Genomic DNA, 19,435 nt, shown 5'->3' on the forward strand with positions numbered 1-19,435 from the left:
TGTAGATAAGTGAAAACCTCTAAAGTTGGAAAACTTTAGAGGTTCATGCTAAGGTTGAAAATGCTGGTGCAAGATAGTAAAGTAATCCTGCGGATTATGAAGAAATGGAAAGTGGCCGCTGTTTTTAATCGTAAAGACTTGGGCGCTAGGGTAGCGGCTGATGACAAAATGTTCACTGGCACCAAAAATATCATTGTCACCGAAAGTCACGGTAATAGGAAAAGCAGGATCTTCTAGTCGGGGCAAGAGAGGATAGGCCATAATTTCCTTTCTTGTCTGATTGCCTGCTTGGACTGAAACATTGCTCATGTCTAGTTTCACATCATGAAAGGCTGGATAGTCGGCATTGTAATTACGGACAACTTGGCGAAAGAGAGCTTGCGAAGCCTTGGAACTACCAAGATTGCCGAGCAGAGAATAGATTCCCATTTTTAGCCATTCGATAGTCGTGCAGTGATTTTTATTGTAATTCATCATCTCTTTTTCCATTTGCTGCCACTGCTTGCTCGTGCCTGTTCCCGGAGAGGAAAGAAAGAGACTAAGAACCCGCTCAGGGATTTTGCTGGCGTAGATTTGCGCGTACAATCCGCCCCAGGAATGTCCCAAAAGGTGAAATTTATCTACATTGAAGTGGTCGGCAATCGTGTTGATGTCCGCAATGTAGGCTTCCATGCTGTAGTCGCCACTCAGGCAGGGCGATTTTCTCGTTCCCCGCTGGTGAAAGACAATCAGTTGATAATCTTTTTCGAGCTTAGGGATAAAGAGCTTGAAGTCATCAGGCGTTCCCGGTCCACCGTGCAGCAGGATAATCGTTTCCTTGTCAGGATTGGGATAGCAAACGGTGTAGAGTTGGTCGGATCCGTTTTGAATCATTGTTTCGATTTTTTGAGAATGGGTCATAGCTTTCCTTTCTATTAAAGTGCCCACCATTGGTAGAGGCTCCAGTAGAGGATATTGAGAACGACGATAAGTGAAGCGCTGCTGGTCAAGTAGGTCAAGATTTTTCGACCCTTGCTCACTTGGAAGGTTGAGCACAGGAAGATGGGCAGCGCAGCATTGACCAGAAAAATCAGTGCTAAGAAGGCAAAGAGAATGGCTTGCCAGCGATAATCGGGCATGTACTTGCCCGAAACGGCAACGATGACGAGACCTGCTAGATTGACTAGGCTAACCAAAATCAGTCCGCAAGTGCCATAATGCCAAATTTTCCAACTTCTTGGAGTCGCTCTTTTACTTTCTTTCCCAAAAAGCAAGCGATACACCTTACCCAAAGCAGCTAACAAAAGAACAAGCACAGCATAAACAACTGCGAGACCCAGCAGAGCGACAGAACTATAATCCTTTACCACCTCCCAAAGCGAGAGCTTTTCTAAATGATTATAGGTTGTTTCAACTTCTGTTCGTCCTTGGCGATGTTGCCAAAGCCAGTAGTTGCTGAGTAGCAGATGACCGTCTTTGATCACATCTTTCACATAAAAAGTATAAACAGGAGTAAGGCGCGAAATAGAGGTCGGGCCTTGCTGAATGGAGCGGGAAGTCCGATACATGCCCTCCTGAAAGTCTTTTTGAGACTGGTTAGGGGCTTGCTTTTTCTTGCCAAAGACTAAATCGGGCAGACCGAAAGAAAAGGTGGCTTCTTCTCTCTGATTTACCATGGTAACCATGCCGATACCCGACTTGAAATCCAGCGAAATCATGGTTGAAAAACCGGCAAAAGAATGACCGCTGTGCCCTAAAATAGAGCCTATCTCATACTCTGTCACCCAAAAGCCGTGGGCATTCTTAGCGACTGCTTTATCTGAGAATGTAGAAGTTGTCTGATACAGTTCATTCCAGGTTTCTGGGCGCTTAAAGAGCTTTTCCTTTCTCAAAAGAGCTTGCGCGAACCGCTTGAAATCGGCAAAAGTCCCTGTCGCCTGCCCCGCTGGATAAATATCCGCGGGAAGTAATTTATCTAGATATAAACTTCCGTTTGTATCATAGGTTTTCTCACCCTGCCGCTTGTCTCGGACATAGGTATTGTCCGACAAATCAGGTAAGAGAGCGGTATGGTTCATGCCCAAAGGCTGGAAAATATGCTCGTGGACATAATCCGCAAAGTCCTGTCCGCTGATGCGCTCCACGATATAGCCTGCTAGAGCTGTACTGTAATTGGAATAGGATGTCACCGTCCCTGGCTCATAAGTTTGAGCGGGCTGGCTTCTTAGTAATTCTTCCAAGCTCTTGCCTGTTCCTGTGTTCAGCGGCGTTTCATCAAAACCCGCTTGGTGGTTCATCAGATCCAGCATGGTAATGGGCTTGTCGTATTTGAGGTGTTTCAGGAAATCCTTGGGCAAATACTCTTTTATATCTGTTTTTAGGTCAATTTTTCCTTCTTCCCAGAGCTGCATGACGCTGAGCCAGACGGTCAATTTGGTGGCAGAGCCCCACTCAAAAACCGAGTTGTCGTCCACAGCCAGCTTCTTTTCCTTGTCCATATAGCCAAAGTTCTTTTGGTAAATAGTTTGGCCGTCCTTATCAAAGACTGCTGCCGCCAGTCCCGCGCTGGTTTTTTCGTGTTCCTTGTGGAAATTTTCAATTTTCTGACCGATTTGGTCATAAGGCGTGCCCGACGGCAATTTTTGCTGGTCAGCTCGAACTTGCGCTGCTCCAAAAGCCACCAAGCCACAGCTTACTAACGCCACAGCGTTTTTCAAAAATGATGGTTTCATGATATCCTCCTTAAGATGTATTTTCCCCTTTGCACCCTTATCCTAACAAATGGACAATAGCAAATCTACCCCTTTTCGGTAAGTGGTAAGATTTCCTAAGTAAGTGGTAGAAAAAGTAGCTCTATAATTTCTGTAGTGGGTAAAACCACTGTAGGAATGAGCGAAACGCTTTCGGCTTTCGGAACTTTGACAATTTTAAAACTAGAATCCTCATCGCTTTGAATATCAAAAAGGAGAGGACTGATTTAGTCCTCTCCAGGATATGACTTTTTAGCAACCCACTACAGTTGACAAAGAGCCGCTTTTCAGTAGCTAATAACTTATTGAATAACTTCAAAAACAGAAACCGTCAGATTTTCAACATAGAAAGGCTTCTTATGACGGCTATTGCCCACTATGAGACGCAGCTTATCTGCATTAGGCAGATAATAGGGCAGGCCGCTGGCATTAAATATGACTTGATAATGCTTGTCGTCCTTAATCTCAAAGATAATCAAACCACTGCCCTGCTCGGCTGATTGGACAAAGACATGCTTATAAATATCTTCATAGGTCTGATAAGAAAAGGTTTTGCAGCTTGTCTTGAGGCGAATGATGTTCTTGATAAAATCAATACTCTCTTGATGATCCTGCAAAATATCCCAATTCACCTGATTGACTGCATCTGGTGCATTGTAACTGTTCATAGCCCTTTCGCGATCGCTATGCAGGACTTGGCCGTCCTCCCCCGTAGCTACGAGCTTAGTACGGGAAAATTCCTGTCCCACCTCCATGAAAACCATACCCTGCATGAGCAGGTTCATGGCAGTTGCCAGCTCAATCCGCTTGGTACGAGTCAGAATATCATCATCGGGATGCAGCTCCGCAAGCAAATCATGCAGATTGAAATTGTCGTGTGCCTCCACGTAGTTAAGAACTTGATCAGGACTGAGATAGCTGCCTAGCTCACTGCTGCCAAGAATAGACTTAGCGACGATATCCTCCGTCGCCTGACCACTGACAAAACCAGCTTTAATGCCGCCGTAAACCTCGGCTCCCTTAACTGCATCCCGCTCCGTATCATTGAAAAATCCAATCCGCGGCAATTGATAAGCATTGTCCTTTTTGGCCTTGTCTTCTGGCCTCAAGCCCGTTCCCATATCCCAGCCTTCGCCATAGAGCAGGATTCTCGGATCCACCTTATCCATAGCTTGACGAATGGCATTCATCGTTTTTACATCATGAATTCCCATCAGGTCGAAGCGGAAGCCGTCTACATTGAACTCCTCTACCCAGTACAGGAGAGAGTCAATCATAAACTTGCGAAACATCTCGTGCTCGCTGGCCGTCTCACTCCCCACTCCGGTTCCATTTTGGAAAGAGCCGTTAGGATTCATCCGATAGTAATAATCCGGTACTATAGCCTGAAAAGCCGAATCATAGGTCGAGTAGATGTGATTGTAAACAACATCCAGTGTCACAGAAATCCCCGCATCATGGTAGGCCTGAATCATCGTTTTCAAATCACGGATGGCCTGCGCTGGGTCAGCAGGATTGCTGGAAAAGCTAGTCTCTGGAGCATGATAATTCTGCGGGTCATAGCCCCAGTTGTAGATCAGCTCTCCATTTTCATCATAGTCCTTGTGACGATCAGAGACAGGCTGAAGCTGGACAACATTAATGCCTAAATCACTGATATAGTCAAAGCCTGTCTTTTGCCCTTGATGATTGGTAGTGCCTTGTTGACAGGCCCCCAAGAAGGTCCCGCGCAGCTGACTGTCCACGCCAGAAGTTTCCGACTTGGTCAAATCCCGAATGTGCATCTCATAAATCACTGCTTGATTTGGATTGTCCAAACGCCAGACGGCTTCTTTGCCTTGCCGGACCTGAAAACCGGCTACTTCTGTCTCATCTGCTCCAAGAATCGCTGAGCGCTTGCCATCTGGACTGGTCGCAACAGTATAGGGATCGCGAGTATAGAAATTGCGGTATTCAAAGCTAACATGATAGTGATAGGTCTTGCCGGTCAAGTCTTCTGCTATTTCAGCTGACCAGACACCGATGGTATTTTCCTTATGGTCGTGAGAATATCGGTCACCCTTTTGCATTGGGAAGATTTTATAAACAGGAGCTCGATTGGCAGCCGATTCATAGACTACCAACTCTACCTTCCTAGCTGTCGGTGCCCAAACTCTGAAAATATGTGCGCCGTCCATCTGACGGTGTCCCAACCAGCCTTGATAGCCCCAACATTCATCAAAGTAGTCTGTTCTCAGGGCCACATCAAAGTTATGCGGACGCCGGCGTGAATACTGGTGACTCGTCGTTGCAGCCTGCAGGGAATAGTAAACCTGCGTATCTCCCTCAATCAGCCAAATTTCCGTTAGCAGATGAGGCGGTAACAGATCAATATGATAGTCACAGGACTGGCTAGACCAGTCTGAACGTTTGATTATGACGTGGGCTTGATTCAAGTGCTCCCAGGTCTGAAAGGTTAATTCCCCTTGAATACCAAAATAATCAAGTTTGGAAAAGGCTGCTTCCTTTCCCCATTGGTTTATTTGCCACTGCCACATATCATAGGAGAAATAATCTCCAGTAGGATTGTGATAATGGACTAAGACTTTATAGTCTAGCATGTTCTTTCATCTCTTATCTAAAATTATTCTATTGAAAGGGCTGTCTGACTGATTTCATCAATATTGGCAAAAAATTCCAAATGTCCGTGCAGCACTTCCAGTTCAACTGGCGTATCGCCACCGTATTCTCCATCCAAATTCAGCATAAATGGACCTTTTTTATCTAAAACTTCCAGCTGCAGCTTGCTTGTTTTGAGGTATTCTACATTGATATCGCCAACGTGCTGACCGCCATTGATAGCCTGCATCATCAGACTCAGCATATCAAAGAGATTGGCTGTCTTGACCAAAATCAAGGTAAAATTCCCGTCATCTAATTTAGTATCTGGCGCTAGCTTTTCAAAACCACCGATAGAATTGGTCAGAGCCGCAAACATGAGCGAAATCTTTCCTTCAAAGACACCGTGGTCGTGCTTGATACGGACCTTGCGGAACTTAGAGCGAGGGAGTTTTTTTGCTCCTTCTGCGACATAGGCAAAGTAGCCTAGGCGGGATTTGACCTCGCTAGGTACGCTGTAAGTTAGCTCTGTCAGGGTTCCAGCTGCCGCAATATTTATAAAATACTTGTTACCATAGGCCCGGCCAATATCCATCTTAATGATCTGATTTTTTTCGATAATGCGGGCTGCCGCTACTGGATCTCCCATGGGAATCTTCAGAGCACGCGCATAATCGTTGGTTGTACCAGTTGGGATAAAGGCCAATTTAGGCCGTTCATCCAGATTCGCCACGCCATTAACTACCTCATTGATGGTTCCGTCGCCGCCTGCCGCAATAATCAAATCAAATCCTGCTTTTGCTGCTCTTTCAGCTTCTTTTTGAGCAGAAAGAGGCGCTGGAGTGGTCTGGTAGGCGCTGGTTTCATAGCCCACATCCTCCAAAACATCCAAAACTTCCGCAATATTTTTCTTAATAATTTCCTGTCCCGAAGTCGGGTTATAAATCAATCGTGCTCGTTTAATCTTATCCTTCATACTTCAGCCTCATAAGCTATCAAGCCAATCTTCATCCCGAATTTCAATTCCTAACTCCTGAGCCTTGGCCAGCTTGCTGCCAGCATCTGCGCCAGCTACTACCAGATCCGTTTTTTTAGAAACAGATCCGGAAACATTAGCACCCAGACTCTGCAATTTTTCCTTGGCTTGATTGCGGGTCAATTTTTGTAATTTACCAGTCAAAACAACCGTCATACCTGATAGGGCTGCATCAGCCGCTGCCTTTTGCCCTAGATAGTCTAGATTCACACCTGCTTCCTGTAATTCCGCCAAAAGAATCTGGGAGCCTTCCTGCTCAAAATAGGTATGCAGGCTTTGGGCAATCACAGTTCCAAGGCTGTCAATAGCCGCAATCTCTTCTTGGCTGGCCTGAGACAGCTTAGGAATATCATGAAATTTCTCCAGCAAAATCCGACTGGCCTTGCTTCCCACATGACGAATCCCCAAGCCGAACAAGAGGCGTTCAGCCGAGTTCTCCTTGGAAGCTTGAATAGCAGTATACAATTTATTTGCTGATTTTTCCTTAAAGTTCTCTAATTCTAGTAAATTTTCTACCTTCAGCCGATAGATTCCAGCCACATCTTTGACTAGATTTTGAGCAAAGAGCTTCTCTACCACTGCTGGACCCAGGCCAGTAATGTTCATGGCATCCCGGCTGGCAAAATGAATCAGCCCTTCCTTAATCTGGGCCGGACATAGAGGGTTAATGCAGCGCAGAGCGACTTCGTCTTCAAAGTGTACCAGCTCACTCTCACAGCTCGGACAGTGACTTGGTATTTCCAGAGGCTCCTCTGAGACTCGTTTGGACTCCACCACTCGCAAGACAGCAGGAATAATATCTCCTGCTTTATAGACGATAACTGTGTCTTTCTGACGAATATCCTTCTCGGCAATGTAGTCCACATTGTGCAAGGTCGCTCGGCTAACTGTCGTTCCCGCTAGCTGGACAGGCGTCAGATTAGCTGTCGGAGTCACAACTCCCGTCCGACCCACTGTCCAGTCAACAGATAGAAGCTGGGCTTCCTTTTCCTCAGCTGGAAACTTATAGGCGATAGCCCACTTAGGTGCCTTGACAGTAAAGCCAAGCTCCTCTTGCACCGCCAAGTCATTAACCTTGATGACAATACCGTCAATTTCATAAGGCAGGCTATCCCGCTCCTCAGCGATCTTTTCGATAAACTCCCAAACTGATTCAATAGAGTCCGCCAGAATATGAGTAGGATTGACTGAGAAGTCCAAATCTGCCAGCTTGTTTAAGACCTCTTCTTGGCTGCCAACCTGAGTAGGACTGGCTTCTTGGTATAGGAAAGTCGCTAGATTGCGCTTAGCCACAACTGCTGTGTCCAGCTGGCGCAAGGTTCCCGCTGCCGCATTGCGGGGATTGGCAAACTCAGTCTCACCGTTCTCCTGCCGCAGCTGATTGACCGCATCAAAGGAAGCCTTAGGCATGTAGCACTCTCCTCGAACGGTAATGCCCAGCGGTTCTTTCAAGGTCAGAGGAATATCCTTGACTCGCTTGAGATTTTCAGTAATGTTTTCACCAACAGAACCATCCCCCCGAGTCGCTCCTGCTACCAAGATTCCATTTTCATAGGTCAGGGAAATAGAGAGCCCATCAATCTTGAGTTCACAAAGATAAGAAACTTGTGGAAATTCCTTGCGAACCCGCTGGTCAAAGGCTAGTAATTCTTCACGTGAAAAAGCATCCTGCAAACTAAAGAGAGGATACTGGTGTGGATATTTTTCAAATCCTTCTAAAATCTTCCCGCCCACCCGATGCGTCGGACTGTCAGGCAGGATATCGGTTGGGTACTTTTCTTCTAACTCCGCTAACTCACGATAGAGTCTGTCATACTCGCTGTCCGATACGCTTGGCCTATCTGCCGTATAATATTCATGGGCGTATCGATTGAGCAATTCTACTAATTCTGACATTCTTTCTTTCATACTTCTATTTTATCACAAATACACAAAATCTTCCTCTATTTGTTCCCAATTTTTCCTAAAAAACAAAAGGACATCATAACCACCCGTCTAACGGGTGGTTTGTCCCAGGGCTATAAGCCCACATCACCAGCCAGCGCCTAAAGACGCTGGCTTTCACTTTGTTCAAGCCTCATTGTTCTTGACTCGTCACAAACCTCTCAAAGAGGTGTTTGCATTACTTACCACTATCCCTAAAGGGATTCTCATATTCTTTTACACTCAATTTATCCAACGCTACATCATGCTTTTCCTGCTCTTGGATATATTTCTTAATTGTGGCTTCATTAAGTCCTACTGTACTTACGTAATAACCTTCCGCCCAGAAATGTTGGTTCCCAAACTTATACTTGAGATTAGCGTGTTTGTCAAACATCATGAGTGCACTTTTCCCTTTTAAATACCCCATGAAACTAGAAACACTTATCCTTGGTGGAATACTTACTAACATATGTACATGATCCGGCATCAAGTGACCCTCGATAATTTCAACACCTTTATAACTACATAATCGGTGAAATATTTCACCCAAACTATTTCGATGTTGATTATAGATGACTTTTCGTCTATACTTAGGTGTAAACACACTGTGATATTTACACATCCACTTTGGGTAGTGTAAAATAAGTTGTGTAAACACAAAAAGGAATAAATCCGTTATAGTAGAGTTGCGAAACATTACTAGAAAGAGATTTATTCCTATGACACAGTTTACTACAGAATTGCTTAACTTCCTTGCCCAAAAGCAAGATATTGATGAATTTTTTCTTTTCTTTCTTCCAAACTATCTGACAAAAGTGCTTCTTTCCAAAAATCTGGAATTGGGGCATTTAGAATATTTGCTTTATCTGTTACAATTTCTACTTCTGAAGAAGTTAAAGTATACTTGTTTAAAAATTCTATTTTATCTGTCATTTACTCTACCCCACTGCAAAAAAGAGGACGTCCGTCCTCTTAAAAACTTACTACAAGTTGTAGCCATAAAAATATTTTGTACTTTTTTTCCACTCTTTTTGAGCCAGAAAGTCTACGAATTCTTGAGCTTTCCGTAAATCTTGCTCGCTAACTTCCTGTCCATATTCAAGTGGAAAATGATAACCAGATAAGACTGAAAGAAGACTTGGCTGGATAAAAAGAGCGAAACGTTCCTTTTGGTTAGCCGCCATATACAAACGCTGGAAGATGATTTTTGTTAAATCACCAAGAAAAATCGGTCCCTTTTCATAGTAATAAAGTCTTTTATCAACTGATTGGACTTTATCCAAATAATACTGTCCCACTTCATCAAGGTCGGCTTCTTCACCAAGAACATCATAGTAATCTAGATAAGAGTCTAAACTATCACGAATAGCAACCGCTACATCTGTATCTTCCCAATCCTCCCATAAAGCTAGCAAATAAGGGATGACTTCATAAGACAGACTGTTAATCGCGCTTGAAGCAAAAGTTAAAGCACCAAGCTCTGACACATTAGCTAAAAAATTCAAATTTTGAGGATTTTCTAAATCTTCGTGAGTACAGACTGAACAAAACAAGCGAATACACAGATTAAGCACGGCATCGTCTTTAGTGGTATTCATCAAGTCAATCAAAAGATTTTTTACAGAAAAATCTCCTTTTTTGAGCAATTCAGCAATTAACAAGATACAATCTTTTTCATCTTGTACTTGCACTAATTTTTCTCTCAATTCTTCTACTGAGAGAGCTTATCTCACCGTACCATGAACCTGTTAGTAATATATTTTTAACCATTAAAAACTTTACCCAAAATCATCGGTTTTCTGTGAATATCTTTTCTAAACCTTCAAAAATGACATCCCGCAAGACTTCGTTATAACTGTCATACTGACGCATGGCTTGAATTTTGTCAAAAGCGATTTTAATCGTGCCGTCCACCAAAATCGTAAGCCCAGCAATTTCCTCATCTGACCCCTCTTTCCCGAAAGTGTCATTTAAAATAATCAATCGTCTATTTTCTTCCATTTCGCAAATATAATACGATATATAGCCTACTTTTATAAAGTTACACGGACATGCTCTCCGTCAACTCCGTCTAGAAATATCGTCGGTAAATCTGGATGTTGTTTTTTCAACTTAAATTTCTGCACTTTACTAAGTTCAGGCAAATAACCAAGCTCTCCGTCAGGAAATTTGTTCTCACATAAATCTTTATATAAAGACGTCACAAAGTCTTGCCAAACTGGCGAGGAATATTCTCCGAACCCCTCGAAAAGGAAACGGTAGCCGTCCGCTCTATCAAATGCCAGTAGCGCTACAGCGTTAGTACAAGCAGGATTGTCAAGTACCGCTTGCGGAAGGTCAAAGCCACTGTCCCAGTTATAATTGTCTAACAAGATGAACAGTTGTTCGGAGCTATTTATACTTTGAACTTGTTCTAGTGCTCTTGTTATGTCTTCAGAGAATAGAATATTTGTTAAAAATTTCATGTTATTAGTCATAAAATCATCCTTCAATAATTAGTCTAAATTTTTCATAAATCTTTCCCAAAGTTCGGCGGTTGCGCCAAATTTAGGATATAAAGGCAGACCCTTATCTTGCAGTATGCCTAATTTTCTTTGTAACTCTTTAACCTCTTTTTGCAACATTGCAGGAGATTGATTTACATCAATATTATCTAACTGTGCACGAACAAATTCATTATACGTGGAGTGATAACCTCTATGTCTTGATAATGGACTAACACTTGTAGTATCTACCGAATCTGGCACAGGCAAAAATTTCCCATTACTTGCATCATCCAAATCCATACCCATTTTTTGTATAACAGGGTGATCAGCCATATCTGCCGGAATGATGTGTTGGGCTTGATAACCAGTCCATTTTTGCCCCCTACTAAGCCCCATATCTTCCATCATATTTTTACCTAGTTTAGTTGAACTACCGCCTGTTACAACTCCATCTTGCCCAGGGATAACTCTAGGTGTCTGTTGTGATATTCCTTTATCGCTATTTGGATTATCCACCTCTTCTGGCTTCTGCACCTTCTTGCCAGCGTCAGGGGTGACTTCGGGTTGTCCGGCTTTGGGTAGGTCGGGCTCTTGCGCCTTGACCTTGGGAACGGCACTGGCACTAGCTGCCGCAGCGTCAATGTCTGGTTTGACCTTGGTTTCCATTTCTGGCTTGACCTTGGTCGGATTGACTTCGGCCGGACGACTGGTTTCGATGTCTGGCTTCTTGCTCACATCCACTTCTTTTGGACGACTGTTTGGTGACGCCACCTCGCTCGGCTTGAGTTGTTAATCTCGGATTGGATTGTCAATGTACTTGTTTAAAATTTCCATTTTGTTCCCCTACACTTTCCAGTATAACAAAAAAGAGGACTAACGTCCTCTTAAATAAAACTATGACTCCCTGATTTCAGCCAATCCACGAACAATAGCATCTTGAATTAAGTCTAAGGTTGAATTATATCCTTTTGTTTCCTTAAGAATATCTGTCACGTCTTTGACAACACCGTCAACAATGAGAGTAATGCCCTCTACTGTTTCTCCGCTATCGCCCTTTTCAAATTGTTCTGTCATCATTGTCATTTTCATTGATTTATCGGACATTCTTTTCCCCTTTCTTTCTATTTCTACTCATAAAAAGATTATTTATCCTCAATAATAGAAATATATTCACTAGGAATTGGCTCAGAAAGCCATATATCTTCATTCCCAATATAAAATTTTACACCATTTTCCCAAGCAGACTGGGCAGCAACTTCTAAAATGATAGCTCTGTCATCTCTTCTCAAAGCTACCTGCTTTGCTGTACTCACATCAGAAGACAAATGAACATACTGCCTTTCTTTTGGAATTAGCCCAGTTTGTAAAATCTGATTTAAAAATCTTTGAACTGTTCCATGGTATAAAACTTTCGGTGGTTTATTGGCTGTTTTAGATAATTTGTCTTTTATTGAATGTCCATAAAAAGCCCTAATCTTTTCACCTTTTATTTCATGACGCTTTTTGTCAGATAGTTCTATCATTGTTTCAAGGTCATCTCTTGTAAGTCCTTTCCATAAAGGAGTTTCTGATAATTTATGTATTAAATCATCAACTGAACACCACCCCTCCGAGTCCAGCTTTATACCATATTTATCTGGATTATGTCTTAATATATAGGATACTTCTCTACTAAGTTTTGTATAATCAAACAAGCCTTTCCACCTCAAAACTATCAGCAATTATTTGAAAGAAACCTGAGCCGTCTAGGTAAAAAGCATAATGATTAGGAGACCAAAACGCATAGTCCCTTTCATTTGCTTCTTTTAACTCCGCTAATCTTTTAGAATTTTCAATTTTAATGACTGTATCATAAGAACCCTCTGTTATTCCAAATTTTGAGGATGTCCGAGTAAATTCCAAGACTGATTGAAATTTTAGTAGAACATCACTAAATTGTTCCTCATCATCATAACCTGAAATCCGAATTGCAACCTCCAAACCTGTTATCTGAATTTCAGGCTCTTTTTCTAAATTTGAAGAAAACATAGGTAAAACATATTCTGTTTTGTATGTCATATTTATTATCCTTTTCTGTTACTTGGTCTAACTTCTTTAATACCTTCTGAAGTGAGTTTGTTTCTTTGTAGTTGTCCGTCAAGCAAAGTCTCGTGTAACTTTTCTCCCGTCCTATCAATCGTATGCCAATCACTCCTAGGAATACCTGATTGAGTTAAAGCCTGTGATGTACGAGTATTCAATATCAAAGTATTTCCATCGCGATTGATATATTCAACCGGTAAGTCTTTAATATCTATTTTACCCGATTTTATTGCATCAACTAAATCATCAATTGTTTTTATAGGTTCCCCTGCTAATTCAGAATATATTTTCTGTCCTTCTTGACTGAACGAGTGACCATATGTCTTTTGTGCATAATTTGCATCTTCCGACATTCCTATACCAGCCTTAGTTGCTTCGGTATCCACCTCTTCTGGCTTCTGCACCTTCTTGCCGGCATCAGGAGTGACTTCGGGTTGTCCGGCTTTGGGGAGGTCGGGTTCTTGCGCCTTGACTTTCGGAACGGCGCTGGCACTAGCCGCAGCTGCGTCAATGTCTGGTTTGACCTTGGTTTCCATTTCTGGCTTAACCTTGGTCGGATTGACTTCGGCTGGGCGAGTCACTTCGATATCGGGCTTCTTGGTCACGTCCACTTCTTTCGGACGGCTGTTTGGTGACACCACCTCGCTCGGACGAGCTTGGCTGACCTCCGGCTTCACGGGCTTACCTGTATCCAACTCGCTGTTGGTCTTATCCACCGCTGGACGGCTTGGATTGTCAATCTCGGGTTTCGCCGTTTTAGTGGTATCAATTTCTGGCTTCTTATTTGGACCAGTTATCTCTGGACTGCTTGCACGGTCAATCTCAGGCTTGCTTGTCTTCATCACATCAAGCTCTGGTTTCTTGCTTGGACTTGGTATTTCTTGATGTTGGGGCGTTTGAATCTCTGGTTTTGGCTTCTTGCCTGTACCAAGCGTAGACGGATCCACATCTGTGTCCGCATGGGTCTTCAAGCCTGCATTGCCCGCTGGCAGATCCACACCTTTCCCACTACTTGGCAAGTCCACATCAGCTCCACTGCCACCCTTGCCAAATCTTGCTCGGGCTTTATTTCCAAGAGCAGTAGCTCCATGACCAATCGCACGCCCTATTCCAAACTGGAGTGCTGCGCCCAAGGGGTCATCCTGCATCGCGGTCACCGTATGAGCGATGTCATTGGCATCGTCGGCATAATTGACAGCTTTGCCTACCGTCTGTACCGTCGTAGAGGCGGCTTTCCCTGTCTTGGCAAGCACGCTGGCATAGGTCGCAAAGCCACCGGTCGCTGCCGTCAAGACTGCGTCCACACCTGCCCAGATACGCTCCCCGTCAGTCAACCGTTTCCCCGAAATGGTCTCCCCGCTAATCGCCTGATAACCGCTATCTGCCACCAGATAAGCAGTCCCTGCTCCGATAAGGATAGGAGCTAGGGTACCGCCACTCAGGACGCTCCCTGCGATAATGGCACCCACTGCTATAATTTTACCACCAATTTCAACCCACTGCAACCAGCCTTTGTTGTTCTCCTTCCAAGTCGAGCGCGCCCGCTCGTACTCGCCGACTTGCGTCGGAAACATAGCTTCCATGAGCTGTTGGTCGCTCAAGCCCTTGAGCTTTTCGTAATTCTCATGATCTTCTTTCTCAATTTTCGCCAAGCCTTCTTTTGCCAGCTTGAGCTTAACATCGTAGAGTTCCTTGGCAGCGGGTATCGGTGTTTTGTCGCTATTGACAATATCCGAAATACTGTAGTGCTCTGTGGTGGTGTACTCTATCGCAGTCCCGTACTCATCGTAAGCCGTGTTGGTTTTCGTATAAGTCAAATACTTACTCTTATACTGGTTTTTCCCTTCGTTGACCTTATTGAGACTCTCCAAAGCATTATCCAAACCCTCAAAGAATTTCCCGTCAATATTTTGGACGATTTCCTTGTGGACTTTCTTAGAGGCATCCAAGCGATGAAGAGCATGGTGCTCCGCATCTTCAAAAGGACCGACGGGCATGTCACGCCCCAAAGTCGCTTCTCCCGTTGCCACATAGAGATGAGCTAAGCCCTCAGAATTGACCTTATTTGACACTTCATCAATATCGCGTAGCAAGTCCTTTACGCAGTTGATGTTGCTGTGAAACCAACCCGTCTTAGAGCCTTCTTTAAAGTCAGGTTCATTCGTATAATATTTAGCCATTGTAACTCCTCTCTATCAGGCTCCACCAGTACCGATGATAATATCAGAAGACTTGGTCCCCTTCATATTCTTGTGAATTTCACCATTCTCGTCTTGAATAGATTTTTTCAGCTTGTCAACAGAGCCCTTAGGATCGTCTTTTATCCCCTGCTTGTCCTCAGCAGAAGTCTCGGAGCTATATAAAATACTGTTGGCGATGTCCATAGCCAGTATCTTATCAGTATCAATAAATTCGCTATAGGTGGTCTGTGTGTGCTTAAATATGACCTCGGTCAAAGTCTGAAAAGTCTGCGCTTTCGTGACAAATCGAATCAGCTGATTCTCATTTCCAACCATACGATTATGCACTTCTCCCTTTGAAGTGAGCGCAGGCAAGCCGTCAACTCCTTCTTTTAATTTCGTACTCAGCTGGGTTGCTGAAGTGACCATAGTTCGGATATGGAGCAAAAGCTGTTCCTGCTGCGTTAGGTCAATACTAATTTTGTCTGCCATATTACACCCTCACTTTCAAATCGTGGATAATCTCATCTCGTAATTCCTCACCGTCCACCGAGCGAATGCGTTCATGCGCCACATCAAACTCATACAAGCCCGATGGCGCCTCCAAAAAGAGACTGTCTTTCAGCAGCTCCTTGCGCCGAAATGTCTGCAAACGAATGGCTTCATTGTCGGCATAGTAAGCCTGTAAGCGAAAAGCCGAAAAAGGTTCCCAGCTGTAGTAAGCGTAGTTCTTGCGCTTCTCTTCCAAGTCCTTCAAAATCGGATGAATGTCTTTCAAATGCGCCAGAAAAACCAGGCTATGCAAAGTTTCAATCACATATTGATTATCGCCAATCTGCTTGATGACCGTCGTCGTCCACTTGTTGCTGTCGGTTTCCTGCGCGCAGAAATAATTGCTGTCCACCTGACAATGGTAAATCGCCTTGTGATAACGCTCCAGAAAAGCGCCGTAATAAGCGCACTCTTCCGTCGGCTCGTTATCAATCACCAAGCCCATTTTCCCCAAGTCCTCGTAGCCTTTTTCTAAAACCTGGCGCAGATTTTCCAAGCGAGTTTTTCCCTCTTCGCTAGGCAGGGGCAGAAAGAAGAGGTCATCCGAATAATCGTTAAACATGTGTAAGGCGTAAATCGCCTCCAAAGTAAAAGTCTTCATCCGTTGTCAATCTCCTTTTTTACATTGGCTTGGGAAGTTGAATTGAGCAGGGTTTCCAGCCCCTCAACAGCCGTTTTCAGCTCCTTCACGCTAGAAGAAAAATCACCTTGGTACTGTTTGAGAAAATCCTTCAGCCCCAGATATTGCTCCTTAGCCTTTCCGCTCCAGAGGCTCTCACTGCTTTCCATAGCGGAGATATTAGAAGGAATGGTTGTCTCTATCAAAGTCACGGCTGCTTTTAGATTTTCCAACACCGCAGCAATATTGCTACTTTCGTATTGTACCGTCTCAGCCGTATAACGGTCTTGAATATCATTGATATTTGTATTCATTTATACACACTCCTCCTTAATTACCACATTCTTTCGAAAGGATTCCATTTTCCTTCATTGTATTCAGATTTAGCACTATCAATCTGACTGTCAAGGCTACTGATTTTCGATTCTAAAAGATTGTGCAGATTGACGAATGACTGATTGGCGTCACGAACATAGTCGCGGTATTTTTTCATCGTTTTGACATCTTCTTTGAGATGTTCAGAAAGATTGCTGATGTAATGATAGCCCTCTTCACCGTCTACAATGCCGATGATTTTTTCACAATAATCGATAAAATTGTTCATATCATCCAGACTACGCATATGACTCAAACTATGCGACCGAATACTATTTCGCACCCGCTCATATTTTCTCTTTTCACCGCTCAGGTTTTCTACCCTGCTTTTCAATTCTTCATCACTTGCCATACTCTTCTCCTTCCTTAATTACGATACTGTTGGATAATCTCGTAGATTTCCTTTTTTTCTTTCTCTGCCATGCCCGACTGATAGCTTTGCACAAAGACAAAAGCCACAACTGCGAGCGCTGGAAGAAGCATCAGATAACGTTTTTTCCGCATAGACATAGGCACCGCGACCTCTTTGGTCTTAACAGCTTTAAATTCTGGGTGCTCTTTTTCTATTTGATTTTTTGCCGTAAATAGAGGAAAAGCCCCGACAAACCAAATAGGGAGCATAATAATCGTGAGAATAGAAAAATACCTATTGTAGGACGGTAAATCATTATATAGTAATATAATGACACCCGCCACTCCAATAAGGTATGCAAGTCCCCACCAAAGAAGCCAATGATAGGCCTCTTTTTTGATTATCAAATACTCCCTAAGCTGCTCATTTTGTTCCATACAGAACCTCCTTGCGTTGTTTTTTTGGTCTCCCCTACCAAGAAGTTTAATGAGACTAATCTTAGTCTAAATGTACACTTCTAGCATACCATGAAGTAAAAAAATATGCAAATGCTCCCAATCTGTCTATTTACACACATCAGAGCCACAAAAAGCCTATTTTGTCAAATCAATATTTTTTGCAATCTGGTTAATAAGGATAGCTCCAGCAATCAAGGAAGCAAATTCTCCAATGGCTGTTGTAAACCAAGTCAGGAGGAATGGATAGCCTTGCAAGAAATGTAATTCTGCAGCAATGGTCACCATCGAAATAGAGAATAAAACTGCAAAATAGAAATGGTCCAAACGAATCAAGCCTTTAATCAGATATTGATTCTTATAGCGACTGAAAAGATAGACACCTAGTGACAGGAAGACTAAAGTGGACCCACCGCCAACAAAGACATCAACGATTCCAAAACTATAGAGATTGGCAATCATACAGCCAATGGTCACTCCCATGATATATTTCCGATTATAAAAGGCCATAAAGTTCATCATTTCAGAAATTCTGAACTGGTAAGCACCATAGCTAATCGCATTTAAAGGAGGCGTAATCGTAAGAGCTACATAAATGGCAGCAACAATGGCAATCTGAGCCAAATCACGAACTGTCAGTTTTTCTTGTTTCATGTTTTCTCCTTTAGCGGCTTTACCGCGTGTAATATGCTTGGCGAAAGAAGCTAAGCGCCAAGGGTTGCGCCCCATGAGTGGAGCATCATTAGTTGATTCCCCCACAGATTTGGCAACCCAACTAGTATAGCATAAATCCTAGAAATATGATAGACTATCTTTATGAAAACTTTAATCAAAAAATTCTTTGACAATGAGGTTCTGTCCTACCTCTTCTTTGGTGTGGCAGCTACCCTTGTTTATATGACTACTCGTCTCCTTATCTTCGCTCTTACAGGACAGACATTATTTGCGACCATTACTGCTAATGTCACAGCAGTACTTTTTGCCTTTATCACAAATGATACCATTGTCTTTAAACAGCAGCGCAAAGGTTGGCAAAAGCGACTTTTTAAATTTGCTCTGGCGCGTTCTGGCACTCTTTTGCTAGACATCGTTCTTGCAAAATTATTAGTGGATACTTATCCTAATATTATCGGGCAATTTGTCAACAATAACCGCAATCTTATCAACTCTATCGAGTCACTTTTTTCTCAAGTACTTATTATTGTTCTCAACTATGTTTTCAGTAAAGTCTTTATCTTTGAAAACAAGAAAAACTAATTGACTATGATACTTCAACCTTAAAATATCAAATCTGGACCAGATAATTCTAATCCAGATTTTTTTATTCTCAGATTTCCAAGCTTGGGTTATCAAGCGTCAGATGGGTGATTTCACCTTTGACACCAAAATAGTCCTCAATCAGAGTCTGGAGTTCTATCATAGCTGCTTGGGCACGCGCTACTTGCTCTTCATTGATGGACTCAATGACCAAGATTGCATCCTTGGTCTCTTCCGTCAGCATAGTCCGCTGGGCTTCTCGCCAGTTCAGGCAACGGCAGACAGCCCCCTCTTCATCATAGTAGATGATTTCTTCTGGCAGTGCCAGTGCGTCACTCTCAGCGCCCAGCGGGAAAAAGGCTTCCCCACCCTTGGCTTTTCCTAGATGAAGACCTCTGACAATCTTATCCAAATCTTCACCGCCACATGGAACCGCATAAGACAGCGAGACACTGTTGTAGATATCGACCAAAGGATTGATTGGATGAAATTCCCGCCCCTGACTGACCCGCTTGAGCAGAGCCTCGATAGAGGAGCGCGCTCCTTTCTTGGTCTTGAATTGACTGAAGGCCTGCCGCCACTCCTGAATGACTTCATTTTGAGTGAAGTTCTCATCTAAGATAAAGTCCTCAGCTCGTTTCGCTCCCTTATCCAGCAGGGATTTGAAATATGAGTCCTTACTCTCATCCACACTATTATCAATCCCCTTGATCACTAAAATACTAATCTGACCTTCCGGAAATACTTGCCAAAATTCATTTTCAACTGTAACTTTCATGTTCTACCTC

Annotated in this window: 23 protein-coding genes and 1 riboswitch; of the genes, 1 reads left to right on the plus strand and 22 read right to left on the minus strand. The window is 43.2% G+C overall.

Annotation, left to right across the window (positions count from 1 at the left end; genetic code table 11):
* Positions 1-48: 48 nt before the first annotated feature.
* The 21 genes from RSK81_RS08085 to RSK81_RS08185 all read right to left on the minus strand — a co-directional run bounded on the left by RSK81_RS08085 (position 49) and on the right by RSK81_RS08185 (position 18,044).
* Positions 49-930 carry an alpha/beta hydrolase gene (locus tag RSK81_RS08085; RefSeq protein ID WP_315686472.1) on the minus strand — a complete coding sequence of 294 codons (882 nt, stop codon included), beginning with the start codon at positions 928-930 and terminating at the stop codon, positions 49-51.
* Positions 915-2,711: a serine hydrolase domain-containing protein gene (locus RSK81_RS08090; protein ID WP_315686473.1), complete on the minus strand. Its 1,797-nt coding sequence runs from the start codon at positions 2,709-2,711 to the stop codon at positions 915-917. The genes RSK81_RS08085 and RSK81_RS08090 overlap by 16 nt, the downstream gene beginning before the upstream one ends.
* 320 nt (positions 2,712-3,031) lie before the next feature.
* Positions 3,032-5,329: a type I pullulanase gene (pulA, locus tag RSK81_RS08095; RefSeq protein WP_002924205.1), complete on the minus strand. Its 2,298-nt coding sequence runs from the start codon at positions 5,327-5,329 to the stop codon at positions 3,032-3,034.
* A gap of 23 nt (positions 5,330-5,352) precedes the next feature.
* A complete protein-coding gene (locus tag RSK81_RS08100; protein ID WP_268683156.1) occupies positions 5,353-6,303 on the minus strand; it encodes a diacylglycerol kinase family lipid kinase in 951 nt (316 codons plus the stop codon).
* Between the two features lie 9 nt (positions 6,304-6,312).
* Positions 6,313-8,271, minus strand: coding sequence for an NAD-dependent DNA ligase LigA (gene ligA / locus RSK81_RS08105; RefSeq protein ID WP_315686475.1), 1,959 nt, complete (start codon positions 8,269-8,271; stop codon positions 6,313-6,315).
* Between the two features lie 214 nt (positions 8,272-8,485).
* Positions 8,486-8,911, minus strand: a complete 426-nt coding sequence (gene tnpA / locus RSK81_RS08110; RefSeq protein WP_111681470.1) for an IS200/IS605 family transposase — start codon at positions 8,909-8,911, stop codon at positions 8,486-8,488.
* A gap of 122 nt (positions 8,912-9,033) precedes the next feature.
* On the minus strand, positions 9,034-9,222 hold the full coding sequence (locus RSK81_RS08115) for a hypothetical protein (protein ID WP_002924198.1): 189 nt from the start codon (positions 9,220-9,222) through the stop codon (positions 9,034-9,036).
* Positions 9,223-9,272: 50 nt separating this feature from the next.
* Positions 9,273-9,995 (minus strand): Imm47 family immunity protein, encoded by a 723-nt coding sequence (gene imm47, locus RSK81_RS08120; RefSeq protein WP_111681459.1) that lies wholly within the window; start codon positions 9,993-9,995, stop codon positions 9,273-9,275.
* Positions 9,996-10,077: 82 nt separating this feature from the next.
* Complete coding sequence (locus RSK81_RS08125; protein ID WP_223322483.1) at positions 10,078-10,272, minus strand: hypothetical protein; 195 nt, start codon at positions 10,270-10,272, stop codon at positions 10,078-10,080.
* A 50-nt stretch (positions 10,273-10,322) separates the two neighbouring features.
* Complete coding sequence (locus tag RSK81_RS08130) at positions 10,323-10,766, minus strand: DUF4274 domain-containing protein (RefSeq protein ID WP_002924193.1); 444 nt, start codon at positions 10,764-10,766, stop codon at positions 10,323-10,325.
* Between the two features lie 18 nt (positions 10,767-10,784).
* Positions 10,785-11,510, minus strand: a complete 726-nt coding sequence (locus RSK81_RS08135; RefSeq protein WP_231908363.1) for an AHH domain-containing protein — start codon at positions 11,508-11,510, stop codon at positions 10,785-10,787.
* A 159-nt stretch (positions 11,511-11,669) separates the two neighbouring features.
* Positions 11,670-11,879, minus strand: coding sequence for a hypothetical protein (locus RSK81_RS08140; protein ID WP_002924190.1), 210 nt, complete (start codon positions 11,877-11,879; stop codon positions 11,670-11,672).
* Positions 11,880-11,917: 38 nt separating this feature from the next.
* Positions 11,918-12,469 carry an RNA 2'-phosphotransferase gene (locus RSK81_RS08145; RefSeq protein ID WP_002924189.1) on the minus strand — a complete coding sequence of 184 codons (552 nt, stop codon included), beginning with the start codon at positions 12,467-12,469 and terminating at the stop codon, positions 11,918-11,920.
* Positions 12,462-12,833 carry a hypothetical protein gene (locus tag RSK81_RS08150; RefSeq protein ID WP_002924187.1) on the minus strand — a complete coding sequence of 124 codons (372 nt, stop codon included), beginning with the start codon at positions 12,831-12,833 and terminating at the stop codon, positions 12,462-12,464. Before RSK81_RS08150 ends, RSK81_RS08145 begins: the two co-directional genes overlap by 8 nt.
* A gap of 5 nt (positions 12,834-12,838) precedes the next feature.
* Positions 12,839-15,037 carry a hypothetical protein gene (locus tag RSK81_RS08155; protein ID WP_223322481.1) on the minus strand — a complete coding sequence of 733 codons (2,199 nt, stop codon included), beginning with the start codon at positions 15,035-15,037 and terminating at the stop codon, positions 12,839-12,841.
* 15 nt (positions 15,038-15,052) lie between these two features.
* Positions 15,053-15,529, minus strand: coding sequence for a hypothetical protein (locus RSK81_RS08160; protein WP_002924162.1), 477 nt, complete (start codon positions 15,527-15,529; stop codon positions 15,053-15,055).
* 1 nt (position 15,530) lies between these two features.
* A complete protein-coding gene (locus RSK81_RS08165) occupies positions 15,531-16,190 on the minus strand; it encodes a hypothetical protein (RefSeq protein WP_002924161.1) in 660 nt (219 codons plus the stop codon).
* Positions 16,187-16,522, minus strand: coding sequence for a hypothetical protein (locus RSK81_RS08170; RefSeq protein WP_002924160.1), 336 nt, complete (start codon positions 16,520-16,522; stop codon positions 16,187-16,189). Before RSK81_RS08170 ends, RSK81_RS08165 begins: the two co-directional genes overlap by 4 nt.
* Positions 16,523-16,542: 20 nt before the next feature.
* Positions 16,543-16,935 carry a hypothetical protein gene (locus RSK81_RS08175; RefSeq protein ID WP_002924159.1) on the minus strand — a complete coding sequence of 131 codons (393 nt, stop codon included), beginning with the start codon at positions 16,933-16,935 and terminating at the stop codon, positions 16,543-16,545.
* Positions 16,936-16,949: 14 nt separating this feature from the next.
* Positions 16,950-17,372 carry a hypothetical protein gene (locus tag RSK81_RS08180; protein WP_002924158.1) on the minus strand — a complete coding sequence of 141 codons (423 nt, stop codon included), beginning with the start codon at positions 17,370-17,372 and terminating at the stop codon, positions 16,950-16,952.
* Between the two features lie 156 nt (positions 17,373-17,528).
* Entirely contained in the window at positions 17,529-18,044 is a 516-nt protein-coding gene (locus RSK81_RS08185; RefSeq protein WP_315686486.1) for a QueT transporter family protein, read from the minus strand.
* Positions 18,042-18,178: riboswitch (PreQ1 riboswitch) on the minus strand. (Overlaps the previous gene by 3 nt.)
* Positions 18,179-18,206: 28 nt before the next feature.
* Here RSK81_RS08185 and RSK81_RS08190 point away from each other — a divergent pair.
* Complete coding sequence (locus RSK81_RS08190; protein WP_002897269.1) at positions 18,207-18,647, plus strand: GtrA family protein; 441 nt, start codon at positions 18,207-18,209, stop codon at positions 18,645-18,647.
* A 70-nt stretch (positions 18,648-18,717) separates the two neighbouring features.
* Here the strand turns inward: RSK81_RS08190 and RSK81_RS08195 are convergent, their stop codons facing one another.
* Positions 18,718-19,425, minus strand: a complete 708-nt coding sequence (locus RSK81_RS08195) for a B3/4 domain-containing protein (protein WP_315686488.1) — start codon at positions 19,423-19,425, stop codon at positions 18,718-18,720.
* Positions 19,426-19,435 lie beyond the last annotated feature (10 nt).

The sequence above is a fragment of the Streptococcus sp. DTU_2020_1000888_1_SI_GRL_NUU_041A genome (assembly GCF_032387735.1).
Lineage (GTDB): Bacteria > Bacillota > Bacilli > Lactobacillales > Streptococcaceae > Streptococcus > Streptococcus sanguinis.